The sequence below is a fragment of the Cellulomonas fimi genome (genome assembly GCF_012952065.1).
Lineage (GTDB): Bacteria > Actinomycetota > Actinomycetes > Actinomycetales > Cellulomonadaceae > Pengzhenrongella > Pengzhenrongella fimi_A.
This window is the reverse complement of sequence record NZ_JABCJJ010000013.1, coordinates 69,983-85,953: the sequence shown is the minus strand read 5'-3', so window position 1 is coordinate 85,953 and position 15,971 is coordinate 69,983. Positions and strand designations below refer to the sequence as shown.

The following is a 15,971-nucleotide window of genomic DNA, read 5'->3' as shown; positions in this document are numbered from 1 at the left end:
GGCGCTGCCGGCCCTGCTCCCCGCCGGCGTCCGCGCCGCGCTGCCCGCCGCCCCCGTCCCGCCGGCGGACCCGGCCGCGCCCGCCGCTCCCGGCGTCCCGACCGGCGACCCCTCGGTGACCGTCGACCTCAACGGTGTCAACGGCACCCCGTCGAGCTCGATCACGGTGCTGCTCGCGCTCACGGTGCTCTCCGTCGCGCCCGCGGTCCTGCTGATGATGACGAGCTTCACCAAGATCTTCGTGGTGCTCGCGCTGACCCGGAACGCGCTCGGGCTCACGGGCGTGCCGCCGAACCAGGTGATCGCCGGCCTCGCGCTGTTCCTCAGCCTGTTCATCATGGCGCCCGTGCTCGGCGCGGTGAACGACGCCGGGCTCCAGCCGTACCTGAGCGGCGCGCTGACGTTCACGCAGGCGGTCGACGTCGGCGTCCAGCCGTTGCGCGAGTTCATGCTCGCCCACACGCGCGAGGAGGACCTCGCGCTCATGACGCGCGCGGCCGACCTCCCCAACCCGGAGAACCCCGAGTCCGTCGAGACCCTCACGCTCATCCCGGCGTTCATGCTCTCCGAGCTCCGCTCGGCGTTCATCATCGGGTTCGTCATCTTCGTGCCGTTCCTGGTCATCGACCTGGTCGTCGCGTCGGCGCTGATGGCGATGGGCATGGTGATGCTCCCGCCCGTCATGGTGTCGCTGCCGTTCAAGCTGCTGCTCTTCGTGCTCGTCGACGGCTGGGGGCTCATCGTCACGTCGCTGGTCGGCAGCTACAACGGGGGCGGCTGACATGGACAGCAACGCCGTCCTCGACATCGGGCTCGACGCCCTGATCCTCGCCGCCAAGCTGTCCGCGCCGATCCTGGTGACCGCGCTCGTCGTCGGGTTCGCGGTCTCGCTGCTGCAGTCGATCACGCAGGTGCAGGAGGTCACGCTCAGCTTCGTGCCCAAGGCCATCGCGGTCTCGGTCGCGCTGCTGGTCGCGGGGCACTGGATGATCTCGGAGACCGTGAGCTTCACCCAGGAGCTCTTCACGCGCATCCCGTCCCTGCTGAGCGGGGGCTGACGCGTGAACATCGCGCTGCCGTGGCTCGCGCTCGAGTCGGTCGTGCTCGCCGGGGTCCGGATCGCCGCGTTCCTGGTGATCGCGCCCCCGTTCGCCCACCGTGGCATCCCGGGCACCGTCAAGGCGATGCTCGCGACGGGGCTGGCCCTGCTGGTGGCCCCGCGAGCGCGGGCCGCGTCCGACCCGGCGGACGTCGCCGCGTTCGTCGCTCAGCTGATGCTCCAGGTGCTGATCGGCGCCGCGCTCGGGTTCCTCGTGGCACTCGTCTTCTCGGCGGTCCAGGCCGCCGGCGGGCTGATCGACCTGTTCGCCGGCTTCCAGCTCGCGCAGGCGTTCGACCCCTTGAACCTCACGAGCGGCGCGCAGTTCCAGCGGCTCTACCAGCTCACGGCGATCGTGCTGCTGTTCGCCTCCGACGGGTACCAGCTCATCGTCGCGGGCCTGGTCCGGACGTTCGACGTGCTGCCGCTGGGCACGCCGCTCGACCTCGCCGCGATGGGCGCCGCGAGCGCCGACGGCCTCACGCAGATGTTCCTCGCCGCGCTCCAGGTCGCGGGCCCGCTGATCGTCGTGCTGTTCCTCGCCGACGTCGGGCTCGGGCTCCTCACGCGCGTCGCCCCGGCGCTCAACGCGTTCGCGCTCGGCTTCCCGCTCAAGATCCTGATGACGCTCCTCCTCGTCGGCACGGCGTTCGTCGCGCTGCCCGCACTGGTCTCGTCGCTCACCGACGACGCCGTCACGAGCCTCATGGGGGTGAGCGGATGAGCGAGGACGCGGCCTCCAAGAGCGAGAAGGCCACCCCGAAGCGGATGAAGGAGCTGCGCCGCGACGGCTCGCTCCAGCGCTCGCAGGACCTCTCGGCCTGGCTCGGCATGGGGGTCGCCGCCGCGACGCTCGGGATGGTGCTGAGCCGCGGCTCCGAGGCGGCGACCGAGCAGCTCACGACCGTGCGGGCGGTCGTCGCCGACCCGGACCCGGCGCGCGCCGTCCAGGCGCTCGACGACGGGCTCGGCTCCGTCCTGACGACCGTGGCGCCGCTGCTCGCCGTCGTCGTCCTCGCCGCTGTCGTCGCCTCGGCCGCCCAGGGCGGGCTGCACATCTCGACCAAGAAGCTCAAGCCGACGTTCAAGCAGTTCAACGTGGCGAAGGGGCTCAAGCGCGTGCTCGGCGGCCAGGCGTGGTGGCAGGGCGCGAAGGCGCTGCTCAAGACGGTGGCCGTCGGCGGCGTGCTCGCCGTGACGGTGCAGGGGATCGCGCCGATGCTCCTCGCGTCCGGCGGGCTCTCGCTGGACCAGGTCATGCAGCTGGGCGGCAACGGGGTCGCGTCGCTCATGCGCACCGCCGTGGCGGCCGGGATCGGGCTCGCGATCCTCGACATCCTCGTGATCCGCCGGGCGAACCGGAAGAAGACGATGATGAGCAAGCAGGAGATCAAGCAGGAGAACAAGTCGTCCGAGGGCGACCCCCTGCTCAAGAGCGCGATCCGCTCCAAGCAGATGTCGATGAGCCGCAACCGGATGATGGCGGCCATCGCCGACGCCGACGTCGTGCTCGTCAACCCGACGCACGTCGCCGTCGCGCTGCGCTACGAGCCGGGTAAGGGCGCGCCGCGGGTCGTCGCCAAGGGCTCGGGGCACGTCGCGGCGCGCATCCGGGCCGAGGCCACGAAGAAGCGCGTGCCGCTCGTGGCCGACGTGCCGCTCGCGCGCGCGCTGCACGGCGCGTGCGGGCTCGGCCAGGAGATCCCGACCGAGCTCTTCACCTCCGTCGCCAAGGTCCTCGCGTTCGTCATGGCGCTCAAGCGCCGCGGCGCCGCGCAGGGCGTCCACACGGTCCCCGCCGGGAGGGCCGCATGACCGCCCGCCAGAGCACCGCCGTCGTGCCCCCGCCCACCGCCCCTACCGCCACCCTCGCCCCCGCCGTCGTGCCCCCGCCCACCGCCCCTACCGCCACCCTCGCCCCCGCCCGCGCTCCCGCCGCCCACGCACCGGCACACACCCACGCACCGGCACACACCCACGCACCGGCACACACCCACGCACCGGCACACACCCACGCACCGAGGACGAGTCGATGAAGAACAAGAACATCGCGGGGCTCGCGATCCCCGCGGGCGTCGTCGGGATCGTGCTGCTGCTCGTCGTGCCGCTGCCCGCGCCGCTGCTCGACGTGCTGATCGTCGTCAACATCGTCGGCTCGCTCGTCATCCTGCTGACCAGCATGTACGTCAAGCGGCCGGTCGACTTCTCGATCTTCCCCTCGCTGCTGCTGGTCGCGACCCTGTTCCGGCTCGGCCTCAACGTCGCGTCGACGCGCCTCGTGCTGCGGGACGGGTACGCGGGGGAGGTCATCGGCGCGTTCGGCGAGTTCGTGGTCGGCGGGTCGCTGGTGATCGGCCTCGTGATCTTCCTGATCCTCGTCGTCATCCAGTTCGTCGTGATCACCAACGGCGCGGGCCGCGTCGCCGAGGTCGGGGCCCGGTTCACGCTCGACGCGATGCCCGGCAAGCAGATGGCGATCGACGCCGACCTCAACTCCGGCCTCATCGACGAGGACACCGCGCGCCGGCGCCGGGCCGACGTGAGCGCCGAGGCCGACTTCTACGGGGCCATGGACGGTGGCTCGAAGTTCGTCAAGGGCGACGCCATCGCGGGCATCATCATCACGGTCATCAACCTGGTCGGCGGCTTCATCATCGGCATGGTCCAGATGGGCATGTCGGCCGGCGAGTCGCTCGAGCGGTTCAGCCTCCTGACCATCGGCGACGGCCTCGTCACCCAGATCCCGGCGCTGCTCCTGTCGGTCTCGAGCGGCATCATCGTCACGCGCTCGGGCGCCGACGACGACCTCGGCTCGGCCGCGAGCAAGCAGCTCGGCCAGTCGCGCCAGGCGCTGCAGATCGCGGGTGCCGCGTCGATCGGCATGGCGTTGATCCCGGGCCTTCCCAAGGTCCCGTTCGTCGCGGTCGGCGCCCTGCTGCTGCTCGCCGGTCAGCGCGTCAAGGCGCGCGACGCCGCCGACGCCGAGGCAGCGGCTGCCTCCGCGACGTCGCCCGCCGCCGCGGCGCAGTCGCCCGACACCCCCGAGGCGCTGATCGAGCAGATGCGCGTCCACGCGCTCGAGATCCTGCTGGCGCCCGACCTCGTCGACCTCGTCGGCGGGGGCGACGGCGACCTGCTCTCGCGGGTGCGCGGGCTGCGACGGAAGATCGCGATGGACCTCGGCGTCGTCGTGCCGCCCGTCCGCACGCGCGACTCCGTCGACCTGCCGCGCTCGACCTACGCCGTCCGGATCTCGGGCGTCGAGGTCGGCCGCGGCGAGCTGCCCGTCGGGCGGATGCTCGCGCTAGGAGATTCCCTCGACGCTCTTCCAGGCCAGGCGGTCCACGAGCCGGTGTTCGGGCTCGCGGGCAAGTGGATCCCCGCCGAGCTGCGGCACGCCGCCGAGATGGCGGGTGCGACCGTCGTCGACCGCGTCTCGGTCCTCATCACGCACCTCGGCTCGATCATCACCCAGCACGCCTCGCGCCTCCTGACCCGGGAGGACGTGCGCGTGCTCACCGAGGGCGTCAAGCAGGTCAACCCGTCTGTCGTCGACGAGCTCGTCCCCGGGCTGCTGAGCCTCGGCGAGGTCCAGCGCGTGCTGCACGGGCTGCTCGACGAGCAGGTCGCGATCCGCGACCTGGGTCGCATCTACGAGGCCCTCACGCTCCGCGCCAAGCAGAGCACCGACGTCGGCGGGCTGGTCGAGGCGGCCCGCGCCGCGCTGGGGCCGGCGCTCGCCGCGCCGTACGGGCACGACGGCGTGCTGCGCGTCGTCGTCGTCGACCCCGTGCTCGAGCAGCAGCTCGTCGAGTCGCTGCGCCCGGCCGAGGGCGGGACGCAGATCATGCTCGAGCCCGCGCGCGTCGAGGGCGTGCTCGCGTCGGTCCGGTCGTGCGTCGCGGCGGGGGAGGCGTCCGGGTTCCCGGTGGTGCTGACCTGCGCGCCCGCGCTGCGGCCCGCGATGCGCAGGCTCGTCGTGCTCGCGACCCCCGAGCTGCCCGTTCTCTCGTACACCGAGGTGACGGGGTCCGGGCTGCGGATCGAGACGGTCGGGACGGTGCGCGATGCCCACGCGATTGCTGCTTGACGGCGAGGACCTCGCGAGCCTCGTGCGCCGCGTCTGCGCCGAGATGGGGCCCGACGCCGTCATCGTCAAGGCCGAGCGCGTCCGCACGGGCGGGATCGGCGGGTTCTTCGCCAAGGAGCACTTCGAGCTGACCGTCGAGGTGCCCGAGCCGCGACCGCGGATCCCGCGGCGCCGACCCGTCGTTGCGCCGGCCCCGGGCCCGGCCGCCGCCCCCGCGGTCGGGCTGTCCGCGCTGATCGACGCCGCCGACGCCGCCGAGGTGCACGACGCCGCACCCCGCGTCTCGACCGACGCCGCGACCTTCGCCTCGGTGCTGGCCTCGATCGACGACATGGCCGACGTCCCGGGCGGCGCGCACGCCGGGGTCGAGGGCCGACTGGCCGCGACGCCGGTGGTCGAGCACCAGGGTGCGCGGCGGATCGAGGACCTCGGCGTCGTGGGCGCCGCGGGTGCGGCGGGTCCCGTGGGCGCGGCGGTCTCCGCGGTCGACGCGACGGCCGTCGCCGGGGTCGATGCCGGCGCGACCCCCGGTGGTGAGGCGGCGGGCGCGCCCGCGCTGCCGCCGGCTCGCTTCGCGCCGCGCGGGGCGGTCGTGACGCCGGTCGCGTTCGACCCGATCCGCGCCGGGATCCCGACCCAGGCGGGCGCGCCCGAGTCCGGTGCGACCGAGCCGGCGGGTGCGGCTGACGAGGTCGGCGCGGCCGAGGAGGCGGGCGCGGCTGACGAGGTCGGCGGGACCGACGGGTCCGGGGCGTCGGCCGCGGCGGGCGCCGTCGGCCCTGGGCCGGGGTCGACCTCCGCGGCGACCCCCGACGGTGCCCCGCGCCCTCCCGACGGTGCCCCGCGCCCTCCCGGGGGCGACCGCCGTGCGCTGCTCGCGCTCGGCGTGCCGTCCGCGCTGCTCGGTGACGGGCCGCTCGACGAGCCGCTCCCGCTCTCGAGCCTGCTCGCGTCGATGACCCGTCCGCCGACCCTGCTGCGCACGTCCGGGGCGATCGTCGCCGTCGTCGGCGAGAAGGCCGAGGCGCTCGCGGTGGCGACGCAGATGGCGGGGCGGCTGCGGCTCGACCCGCACGACGTGGTGCTCGCGGGCGAGATGCAGCCGGTCGCGGGGCACGGACGCCGGCTCCTCAGCCCCTCGGCGGCGGCCCGCTACCGGGCTCGCGTGACGGACGGTGAGCAGGTGAGCATCGTCGCGCTCGGCGTCGGGCCTGGTGCGGAGGACCGCCGCGCGGCCGCCGAGCTGCTCGCCGAGCTGGGGGCCGACCAGACGTGGGCCGTGCTCGACGCGCGGCGCAAGGCGGCGGACCTGCGGGCCTGGATGGCGGCGGTCGGCGGGGCGGTCGCGGGGGGTGGAGGGTTCGACGCCGTCGCCGCGGCCTCGGTCCACGAGACCCAGGAGCCGGGCACGGTGCTGGGCCTGGGCACGCCGGTCGGCTGGATCGACGGCCTACCGGCGACCCCGGTCGTCTGGGCGGCCCTCCTCAGCGAGCGCCTGGGCACGGGCGCCCACTGGGACTGAGGGAGGAAACTGCGCACCCACGCGCACTTTCCTCCCGCGGGCGAGCCTCCCGCCCAGCGGGGCGAGGCCGGGCGGTGGGGACGTGAGCGGATAGTGTCGTCGGCATGCTGGTGCTGAGCCGTCGCGTGGGTGAGCGACTGATGATCGGGGACGACGTCGTGGTGACCGTCCTCGAGGTGCGCAGCGACGGCGTCCGCCTCGGCATCGACGCGCCGCGCACGGTCGCGGTCAACCGGGCCGAGGTGATCGAGGCGGTGACGGAGTCCAACGTCCAGGCCGCCACGGCGGACGAGGGCGCGGTCGACGCGCTGCGACGCCTGATGCCGCCGAAGCCACCCGCCTAGCGCGCGGACCTCCGCCGCGCGCTGAGCACGCTCCGGCCGCCTGATCACCCGTCCGCCCCCCCGACCTGCGGAGAGGTCCGGGCGCGCGCGGGTGAGACGGGGGCGTCGCGCTCACATCTCGACAGGTCGTGCCGATCGAGAGGTCTGGCGGGACCGATCGAGCGTGGGGAGGGCAGTCGTGGACGACATGGACGAGATCGTCCGCGAGTTCCTCGTCGAGAGCTACGAGAACCTCGACCAGCTGGACCAGGACCTCGTCGAGCTCGAGAAGAGCCCGGGCGACCGAGCACTGCTGAGCAGCATCTTCCGCACCATCCACACGATCAAGGGCACCAGCGGGTTCCTCGCCTTCGGTCGGCTCGAGCGGCTCACGCACGTCGGCGAGAACCTGCTCGTCGAGCTGCGCGACGGCCGGCGCGCGATGGACGAGAGCTCCACGACCACGCTCCTGCTCATGGTCGACGCCGTGCGCGAGATCCTCGCGTCGATCGACGCCACCGGCGCCGAGGGCGACGTCGCCGTCGATCCCGTCATCGAGCGCATCAGGGCCGTCCTGGAGAACCGTCACCCGACGCCCGCCGCCGCCCCGCTCACGGCCGACGCTCCCGCCGACGGCACCAACGGCGCTCTCACCGACGGCACCGACGGCGCTCTCACCGACGGCACCGACCAGGCGGCCGACCACGCGGCGTCTGCCTTCGCGTTCCTCGCCGCGGACGACGACGTCGCGTTCGTCCCGGAGGTCGCGTCGCCGGTCGAGCCCGCCGGGCTGCCGACCCGCGGCGCTCGTGCCCTGCCGGTGCGGACCCCCCGCCCCGAGCCGACGGCGTCGACCCCGAGCCCGTCACCTGAGCCCATCCCGGCGCCGCCCGACCCGAGCCCGCCCGCAACCCCCGGCCCCGCCGACGCATCCGCCTCCGCCGACCCGACCAGCCCCGCCGACCCGACCTCCGCCGACCCGACCTCCGCCGACCCGACCAGCCCCGCCGACCCGACCTCCGCCGCGCGCGGCTCCCACGAGACCTCGGTCCGCGTCGACGTCGACCTCCTCGACGCGCTCATGCGCCAGGTCGGCGAGCTCGTGCTCGCGCGCAACCAGCTCAAGCTGCTCGCGGCCGAGGCGCAGGACCCGGCGCTCACGCGCGCGTTCCAGCGCCTCAGCGTCATCGCGGGCGAGCTGCAGGACGGCGTCATGAAGACCCGCATGCAGCCGATCTACCAGGTGTGGGGCAAGGTGCCGCGCCTCGTCCGCGACCTCGCCGCGGTGACCGGCCGCAAGGTCCGCCTCGACATGATCGGGGGCGAGACCGAGCTCGACCGCACCCTGCTCGAGGCGGTCAAGGACCCGCTGACGCACCTGATCCGCAACGCCGTCGACCACGGCATCGAGGACACCGACGTGCGCGTCGCCGCCGGCAAGAACCAGGTCGGCGTGGTGACGCTCCGCGCGTCCCACGCGGGCGGGCAGGTCGTGGTCGAGGTGACCGACGACGGCGGCGGGATCGACCCCGGCCGCGTCGCCGCGAAGGCGGTCGAGCGCGGGCTGCGCACGGTCGAGCAGGTCGCCGCCATGAGCGTGCCCGAGCTGCTCCACCTGCTCTTCCTGCCGGGGTTCTCGACGGCCCAGGCGGTCACGAACGTCTCCGGCCGCGGCGTCGGCATGGACGTCGTGCGGACCAAGGTCGAGGCGATCGGCGGCTCGGTCGACGTCGAGTCGACCGTCGGGGCGGGAACCACGTGGCGCCTGCGGATCCCGCTGACGCTCGCGATCGTGCCGGCGCTCATGCTCGAGGCCGCGGGCGGCACGTACGCCATCGGTCAGGTCGGGCTGCAGGAGCTGGTCGCAGTCGAGGCGGAGAAGGTCGCCACGGTGATCGAGCACATCGGCTCCGCCCCGGTGTACCGGCTGCGCGGCGACCTGCTGCCGCTGGTCGGCCTGCGCGACGTGCTGGGCCACGGCAGCTTCCGGGACACCGACGGCTCGCTGATCATCGCCGTGCTCGAGTCGGACAGCCACCGGTTCGGGCTCGTGGTCGACCGCGTGCTCACGACCGAGGAGGTCGTCGTCAAGCCGCTGCCCGCGCGCCTCAAGGCGATCGGCCTCTACGCGGGCGCGACGCTGCTCGGCGACGGCCGGGTCGCGCTCATCCTCGACGGACCCTCGATCGCGCGTCACGCGCTCGCGGCCGACGCCGCGGACCTCGAGGAGGCCGTGATCGAGGAGGAGGTGGACCACCGGGAGACGGAGGAGATGCTGGTCGCGGGGGTCGGTGGCGGGCACCGCGTGGCGTTCCCGCTGGCCCTCGTGACGCGGCTCGAGCGGCTCCGCGGGGTCGACGTCGAGCACGTCGGCGGACGCGAGGTCATCCAGTACCGCGGTGCGATCGTCCCGCTGCTCCGGCTCCAGCGCCTGGTCGGCGTGGAGGAGGAGCGCGCGGGCGGCGAGCTGCTCGTCGTCGTCGCGTCGCGGGGGAGCCGGACGGTCGCGATCACGGTGGACGAGATCCTCGACATCACGCACGACGACGTCGCGGCACGCAGCCTGGTCGACGCGCCCGGCCTGCTCGGCTCGAGCGTCCTCAACGGGCGGGTCACCGGCCTGCTGGACTGGCACGCCGCGCTGCTGAGCGCCGACGCCGGCTACTTCGACGAGGTGCTCGACGAGCCCGGCGCGGAGTCCGCGCGCACCGCCGACCTGGTGGGGGTCTGAACGTGGCCACGCAGCTCGCGACCTTCTCGCTCGACGGCGCCCGGTACGGCGTCGACGTCCTGCGCGTCCGTGAGGCCCTGCGGCTCCAGGACCAGACCCCCGTGCCGCACGCCCCCGTGGGCGTCGTCGGGCTCGTCAACCTGCGCGGGCAGGTGATCCTCTCGTTCGACCTGCGCAGCCGGCTCGAGCTGCCCCCGCCGCCTGCGGACGCAGAGCCGATGATGCTCGTGGTCCAGGTGGGCGGGGAGTCGATCAGCCTGCTCGTGGACGAGGTCGGCGACGTGGTCGACGTCGAGGACGACCAGTTCGCGCCGCCGCCGGACACGCTCGGGAGCCCGCTCCGGCAGATCATCCGCGGCGCGTACAAGCTCGACGACGGCCTGCTGCTGGCCCTCGACCTCGACCGCGCTACCGCGCCATGAGCCGGCGACCTCACCGCGACACCGACCGTGCGACAGCCGAGACGAAGGGCCTCGCGATGAAGCGACCCGGACCGACCGCAGGCAACCGCGTCCCCACGCCCCACCCCCCGGTCGACGCCGTCGCCGACCCGCAGCCCGCGGTCGACGCCGTCCCCGCGCCCCAGCCCGCGGCCGGCGGCGTCGTGCACCGGCTCACCGCTCGGGTCAGGTCGCTGATCCCGCGCGCCCGGAGCGCAGACCGGGACGCCGCCAGCCCCGAGGCGCGCTCTGCCGACACCCCGCAGGCCGACCCCCCGCAGGCCGACGCCCCGCAGGCCGACGCCCCCCAGGCCGACGCCCCGCAGCCCGACACGCCGCAGAGCGGCCGGCCCACCGCCGCGCGACGTCGTCGTCGTCGTCGTCCACGCCTGCCACGACTGTCGCGCGTCCGCGTGCCGTGGCTCGGCGCGCTGTCGATCCGCTCGAAGATCCTCGTCAGCATCGGCCAGCTGGCGGTCGTCGCGGTTGCCGTGACCGGGGTCGCGCTCGTCCAGATGGACGGCATGGCGAAGGACACGACCCAGCTCGCGCGGATCAACGACCAGGCGATGGCGAGCCTCATCGCCGTCCGTCGCGAGCACCTCGAGGCGCAGATGGTCCTCGCGCAGGTCGCGGCGTCGACGACGAACGCCAGCACCGCCGAGTGGCTCACGGAGGTGGACGAGGCCGACGCGCGGTTCGACGAGGCGGCGGACGCCTTCGAGGCAGCGACGGCGAGCAGCGGCACGCTGTCGGACGAGTGGGAGCTCGCGCGCACCGCCTGGGAGGACTGGCGCGAGATCCGCGAGTCCCGCCTGCTGCCGTACGCCGTCGCCCGCGACCGCGCGGCGTACGAGACGCTCCAGGTGCAGGAGGGCCAGCTCACCGTCAGCAGGTTCGAGGGTCACCTGAACGAGGTCGAGGCCGACCTCGCGACGCGCATCGAGGCGCTCGCGGCGGAGTCCGCCACGACCGCGCGCTCGGCCGTCCTCCTGGTGGTCGCCGCCCTCGTCCTCGGCGTCGTCCTCTCGCTCGTGCCCGCGGTGCTGATGACCGGCACGATCCGCCGCAAGGTGGACAGGGTCAAGGGCTCGCTCGAGGCCATGGGCGCCGGGGACCTCACGGTCACCGCCGACGTCCACAGCCGCGACGAGCTCGGCCAGATGGCAAGGTCGCTCGCCACGGCTCAGGAGTCGTTGCGGGCGACGCTCGCCGGCGTCTCCGGCACCGCGCACGCGGTCGCCGAGTCGGCCGAGGAGATGGCCGCGGCCGGCGCCCAGGTGGCGGCCGGCTCGGAGGAGACGAGCGTGCAGGCCGGGGTCGTCGCGGCCGCCGCGGAGCAGGTCAACCGCAACGTCCAGACCGCCTCCGCCGGCGCGGAGCAGATGGGCGCCTCGATCCGGGAGATCGCGCAGTACGCCAACGAGGCGGCCAAGGTCGCGGAGCGCGCCACGGGAGTCGCCGCCGAGATGACCGGCACCGTGACGAAGCTCGGCTCGTCGAGCGAGCAGATCGGCGCCGTCGTCCGCGTCATCACGGCCATCGCGGAGCAGACCAACCTCCTGGCGCTCAACGCGACCATCGAGGCGGCCCGCGCAGGCGACGCCGGGCGCGGCTTCGCCGTCGTGGCCGGGGAGGTCAAGGAGCTCGCGCAGGAGACCGCCCGGGCCACCGAGGAGATCACGCGCCGGGTCGAGGCGATCCAGCAGGACACGACCGGTGCGGTCGCCTCGATCGGCGAGATCTCCGAGATCATCACAGCGATCAACGACTACCAACTCACCATCGCCTCGGCGGTCGAGGAGCAGACGGCGACGACGCACGAGATGGGACGCTCGATCGCGCAGGCCGCCGCCGGCTCGAGCGAGATCGCGGACGGCATCAGCAGCGTGGCCTCCGCCGCGACCACGTCCACCGAGGTGTTCGGCACCGTCAACGACTCGGTCGACGAGCTCGCCCGGATGTCCGCCGACCTGCGCCACCGCGTCGAGGTCTTCACCTACTGAACCGCTCGTCGATCCATGTGGCCCGATCCACGTGACCGCCCCGCCGACCTCATCCGGCCGCCGCGACGGCCGATGGGAACGACGGCACCCCGAACACCCAGGAGCACCCAGATGAGCACCGTGACGACGACCGGCACCACGGTCAGCGCCGACGCCGCGCGTACCGGCACGACCCCCGTCGTCGACCCGTCGCCGATGCCTCAGGGCGGCGCGGCCCCGACCGTCGTGCCGACCCCCACCGCAGGTCCCGCGTCCACGCAGGCGCCCGACGCCGAGGTCGCCCCGGCGTCGGCCGCCGCCACCGCGCGGTGGTCCTCGATGCGATCGATCCGGGCCAAGATCCTCGGTGCGATCGGCATGCTCGCCGCCGTCTCCCTCGGCGTCGGCCTCCTCGCCGTGGTCGGCATGACCGGGATGGCGTCCGACGCCGCGGAGATCGCCGCGGTGAACAAGCAGGCGACCATGGCGCTCGCGGGCGTCGACGAGGCACAGCTCACCGCTCGCATGAGCATCGCCCAGCTGGCGGCGGCCACCTCGGACGCCGGCAAGGCCGGCTGGGAGGAGAAGATCGACGCCGCGGACGTCATGTTCGACGAGGCGGCCGCGCAGTTCGCGCAGACCGAGGGCACCAGCCGCGTGCTCCCGGAGGAGTGGGAGTCGCTGCTCGCGAACTGGGAGACCTGGAAGCAGGCGCGTGACGAGGGGCTGCTCCCCGCGGCGATCGCGAGCGACCGGAACGCCTTCGAGCTCGAGCGCATCCAGCGGGCCCAGCCCGCGATCGACTCGTTCGACCGCGACCTCGCGGCGGTGCAGGAGCACCTGATGCGCTACGTCGACGGCCTCGCGACCCAGTCGCAGGCCGAGGCACGCCGCGCCATGGCGCTCCTGCCCGTCGCGCTGGGCATCGGGCTGGTCCTGTCGCTCGTCCCGGCCTTCCTGATGACCCGCACCATCCGGCGGAAGATCGACCGGGTGAAGTCCTCGCTCGAGGCGATGGCCGACGGCGACCTCACGGTCGCGGCCGACGTGCGCAGCGCGGACGAGCTGGGCCAGATGGCGCGCTCGCTGGCACGCGCGCAGGAGTCGCTGCGGGCCACGATGGCCGGGGTCGCGGGCACCGCGCAGGCGGTCGCCGCGTCCGCCGAGGAGATGTCGGTCGCCGGGGCGCAGGTCGCCGCCGGCTCGGAGGAGACGAGCGTCCAGGCCGGCGTCGTGGCGGTCGCCGCGGAGCAGGTCAGCCGCAACGTGCAGACGGTCGCCGCGGGCGCCGAGCAGATGGGCGCCTCGATCCGCGAGATCGCGCAGTACGCCAACGAGGCGGCGAAGGTGGCCGAGCAGGCCACCGGCGTCGCCGCGGCGATGACCGGCACGGTGACGAAGCTCGGCTCCTCGAGCCAGGAGATCGGGAAGGTCGTGCGGGCCATCACGTCGATCGCCGAGCAGACCAACCTGCTCGCGCTCAACGCGACGATCGAGGCCGCCCGGGCCGGGGACGCGGGCAAGGGCTTCGCCGTCGTGGCCGGGGAGGTCAAGGAGCTCGCGCAGGAGACCGCCCGGGCGACCGAGGAGATCACCCGCCGGGTCGAGGCGATCCAGGTCGACACCACCGGGGCGGTGGCGGCCATCGGCGAGATCTCCGAGATCATCGCGGCGATCAACGACTTCCAGCTGACGATCGCCTCCGCGGTCGAGGAGCAGACGGCGACGACGCACGAGATGAGCCGCTCGGTCGCCCAGGCCGCCACGGGGTCGGGCGAGATCGCCACCGGCATCAGCAGCGTGGCCGAGGCGGCCACCAGCTCGACCCAGGTGCTGCACACCGTCGGGGAGTCGGTCGACGAGCTCGCCCGGATGTCGGCCGACCTCCGGCACCGCGTCGACGTCTTCACGTACTGATGTGGCCGGGCGACGAGCACGGGATCAGGAGCGTGGGATGAGGAGCACGGGACGTCGCGGGCGTACCGGCGCGCGGGGGCCGGGACGCCTGCGCACAGCGTTCGGGTCGTGGTCACGGTCGCGCTCCATCCGCCGGAGGCTGCTGGTCTCGCTCGGCATGCTGGCGGTCGTCGCCGCAGGTGTCGCCGCGCTCGCGGTGTCCCAGCTCTCCGCGCTGGCCGCGGGGAACGAGGACCTCGCCCGCGCCGACCGTGCGACGACGAGCCTCGCGCGGATGGGCTCCGCGCAGCTCACGACGCGTGCCGCGGTCGCCGAGCTGGCCGCGACCGCCGGCAGCACGGACGTGGCCGCCCGGCTGGCCGAGGTCACAGCGGGGGACCGGGCCATGGCTGCGGCCGTCGAGGGGTTCGTCGCGGCGGTGGGCACCGACCGCGAGCTGCCCGAGGCCTGGCCCCAGGTGCTGAGCAGCTGGGACCGCTGGGTGACCGTGCGCGAGGAGCGGCTGCTGCCCGCGCTCTTCGCGCGGGACCGGGTCGCCTACGAGCTCGGGCAGACGCAGCAGGCGCAGCCGTACCTCGACACCTTCGACCGGAACTTCCGGTCGGTCCAGGCCGAGATCGTCGGGGTCGCCGAGGCGCGCAACGTCGCGCTCCAGGCCCAGGCCCAGCGGGCGAGGCTCGTCCTCGGCGCGGCGCTCGTCGTCGGCGTCGGGATCGCTGCCCTGACCGCGTACACGTTGCCGCGCACGATCCGACGCCGGATCGACCGCGTGAGCCGCTCGCTCGACGCGATGGCGGACGGTGACCTGACCGTGGTCGCGCGCGTCACGAGCGGCGACGAGCTGGGCCGGATGGCGCGGGCGCTCGCGACGGCGCAGGAGACGCTGCGGGGGACCCTGGCCGAGGTGGCGGTCACCGCGCAGGCCGTGGCGGACTCCGCCGAGCAGCTGTCCGCGGCCGCCGCGCAGGTCGCGGCCGGCTCGGAGGAGACCAGCGTGCAGGCCGGGATGATCGCGGTCGCTGCCGAGCACGTCACCGACAACGTCGAGACCGTCGCGGCGGGCGCCGAGCAGATGGGTGTGTCGATCCGGGAGATCGCGCAGTACGCCGACGAGGCCGCCACGGTCGCCCAGCGCGCCACCGGGGTCGCCGCCGACATGACCGGGACCGTGACCAAGCTGGGCTCGTCGAGCCAGGAGATCGGGAAGGTCGTGCGGGCCATCACGTCGATCGCCGAGCAGACGAACCTGCTCGCGCTCAACGCGACGATCGAGGCCGCCCGGGCGGGGGACGCCGGCAAGGGCTTCGCGGTCGTCGCGGGCGAGGTCAAGGAGCTGGCGCAGGAGACCGCGCGGGCCACCGAGGAGATCACGCGCCGGGTCGAGGCCATCCAGGCGGACACGGCGCTCGCGGTCGCGTCGATCGGTGAGATCACGGGGATCATCGCGGCGATCAACGACTTCCAGCTGACGATCGCCTCCGCCGTGGAGGAGCAGACGGCGACGACGCACGAGATGAGCCGGTCCGTCGCGCAGGCGGCCACGGGGTCGGGCGAGATCGCCACGAGCATCGGCAGCGTCGCGCAGGCGTCGGCGGGTGCCACCCAGGTGCTGCACACGGTCGGCGACTCGGTCGAGGAGCTCGCCCGCATGTCGTCTGACCTGCGTGCCCGTGTCGCCGCGTTCACGTACTGAAGATCGCCACAGAATCGCCCATACCGCGTCGCGGCGGTGGCTCACATCGGGGGACCCGGCGCCGATAGAGGAGTCAGTGCAGGGAGGCCCCCGACCCCGCACCGAGCCGGCCGCAGGCACACGCACACCAGCCCGACGCCCCAGCCCGACGCACCAGCCCGACAGACCAGC

12 protein-coding genes are annotated in these 15,971 nt (G+C 74.0%); all 12 read left to right on the top strand.

What is annotated here, in order from left to right:
• The first annotated feature begins 4 nt into the window (after window positions 1-4).
• The 12 genes from fliP to HIR71_RS10025 all read left to right on the top strand — a co-directional run bounded on the left by fliP (window position 5) and on the right by HIR71_RS10025 (window position 15,800).
• Window positions 5-781 (top strand): flagellar type III secretion system pore protein FliP, encoded by a 777-nt coding sequence (gene fliP / locus HIR71_RS10080; protein ID WP_211374024.1) that lies wholly within the window; start codon window positions 5-7, stop codon window positions 779-781.
• Between the two features lies 1 nt (window position 782).
• Window positions 783-1,058, top strand: coding sequence for a flagellar biosynthesis protein FliQ (gene fliQ / locus HIR71_RS10075; RefSeq protein WP_169324929.1), 276 nt, complete (start codon window positions 783-785; stop codon window positions 1,056-1,058).
• A 3-nt stretch (window positions 1,059-1,061) separates the two neighbouring features.
• A complete protein-coding gene (locus tag HIR71_RS10070; RefSeq protein WP_169324928.1) occupies window positions 1,062-1,823 on the top strand; it encodes a flagellar biosynthetic protein FliR in 762 nt (253 codons plus the stop codon).
• Window positions 1,820-2,914: an EscU/YscU/HrcU family type III secretion system export apparatus switch protein gene (locus tag HIR71_RS10065; RefSeq protein WP_169324927.1), complete on the top strand. Its 1,095-nt coding sequence runs from the start codon at window positions 1,820-1,822 to the stop codon at window positions 2,912-2,914. Before HIR71_RS10070 ends, HIR71_RS10065 begins: the two co-directional genes overlap by 4 nt.
• Before the next feature lie 217 nt (window positions 2,915-3,131).
• Window positions 3,132-5,189, top strand: coding sequence for a flagellar biosynthesis protein FlhA (locus tag HIR71_RS10060; RefSeq protein WP_169324926.1), 2,058 nt, complete (start codon window positions 3,132-3,134; stop codon window positions 5,187-5,189).
• The gene (locus HIR71_RS10055; RefSeq protein WP_169324925.1) at window positions 5,167-6,711 is read left to right on the top strand and encodes a hypothetical protein; all 1,545 of its coding nucleotides are present in this window, start codon (window positions 5,167-5,169) and stop codon (window positions 6,709-6,711) included. Before HIR71_RS10060 ends, HIR71_RS10055 begins: the two co-directional genes overlap by 23 nt.
• Window positions 6,712-6,815: 104 nt before the next feature.
• Window positions 6,816-7,055: a carbon storage regulator CsrA gene (csrA, locus tag HIR71_RS10050; RefSeq protein ID WP_169324924.1), complete on the top strand. Its 240-nt coding sequence runs from the start codon at window positions 6,816-6,818 to the stop codon at window positions 7,053-7,055.
• Window positions 7,056-7,242: 187 nt separating this feature from the next.
• Entirely contained in the window at window positions 7,243-9,765 is a 2,523-nt protein-coding gene (locus HIR71_RS10045) for a chemotaxis protein CheA (RefSeq protein WP_211374022.1), read from the top strand.
• A gap of 2 nt (window positions 9,766-9,767) precedes the next feature.
• Complete coding sequence (locus HIR71_RS10040; protein WP_169324922.1) at window positions 9,768-10,187, top strand: chemotaxis protein CheW; 420 nt, start codon at window positions 9,768-9,770, stop codon at window positions 10,185-10,187.
• A 56-nt stretch (window positions 10,188-10,243) separates the two neighbouring features.
• Entirely contained in the window at window positions 10,244-12,211 is a 1,968-nt protein-coding gene (locus tag HIR71_RS10035; protein WP_211374015.1) for a methyl-accepting chemotaxis protein, read from the top strand.
• A 111-nt stretch (window positions 12,212-12,322) separates the two neighbouring features.
• Complete coding sequence (locus HIR71_RS10030) at window positions 12,323-14,107, top strand: methyl-accepting chemotaxis protein (protein WP_249051742.1); 1,785 nt, start codon at window positions 12,323-12,325, stop codon at window positions 14,105-14,107.
• A 37-nt stretch (window positions 14,108-14,144) separates the two neighbouring features.
• Window positions 14,145-15,800: a methyl-accepting chemotaxis protein gene (locus HIR71_RS10025; protein ID WP_249051741.1), complete on the top strand. Its 1,656-nt coding sequence runs from the start codon at window positions 14,145-14,147 to the stop codon at window positions 15,798-15,800.
• Window positions 15,801-15,971: the final 171 nt, after the last annotated feature.

What these genes read in the sequence shown, in the direction of transcription:
- fliQ (WP_169324929.1), top strand. Translation starts at nt 783, where the DNA reads ATGGACAGCAACGCCGTCCTCGACATCGGGCTCGACGCCCTGATCCTC.
- HIR71_RS10045 (WP_211374022.1), top strand. Translation starts at nt 7,243, where the DNA reads ATGGACGAGATCGTCCGCGAGTTCCTCGTCGAGAGCTACGAGAACCTC.
- HIR71_RS10055 (WP_169324925.1), top strand. Translation starts at nt 5,167, where the DNA reads ATGCCCACGCGATTGCTGCTTGACGGCGAGGACCTCGCGAGCCTCGTG.
- HIR71_RS10060 (WP_169324926.1), top strand. Translation starts at nt 3,132, where the DNA reads ATGAAGAACAAGAACATCGCGGGGCTCGCGATCCCCGCGGGCGTCGTC.
- HIR71_RS10030 (WP_249051742.1), top strand. Translation starts at nt 12,323, where the DNA reads ATGAGCACCGTGACGACGACCGGCACCACGGTCAGCGCCGACGCCGCG.
- HIR71_RS10025 (WP_249051741.1), top strand. Translation starts at nt 14,145, where the DNA reads ATGAGGAGCACGGGACGTCGCGGGCGTACCGGCGCGCGGGGGCCGGGA.
- csrA (WP_169324924.1), top strand. Translation starts at nt 6,816, where the DNA reads ATGCTGGTGCTGAGCCGTCGCGTGGGTGAGCGACTGATGATCGGGGAC.
- HIR71_RS10035 (WP_211374015.1), top strand. Translation starts at nt 10,244, where the DNA reads ATGAAGCGACCCGGACCGACCGCAGGCAACCGCGTCCCCACGCCCCAC.
- HIR71_RS10065 (WP_169324927.1), top strand. Translation starts at nt 1,820, where the DNA reads ATGAGCGAGGACGCGGCCTCCAAGAGCGAGAAGGCCACCCCGAAGCGG.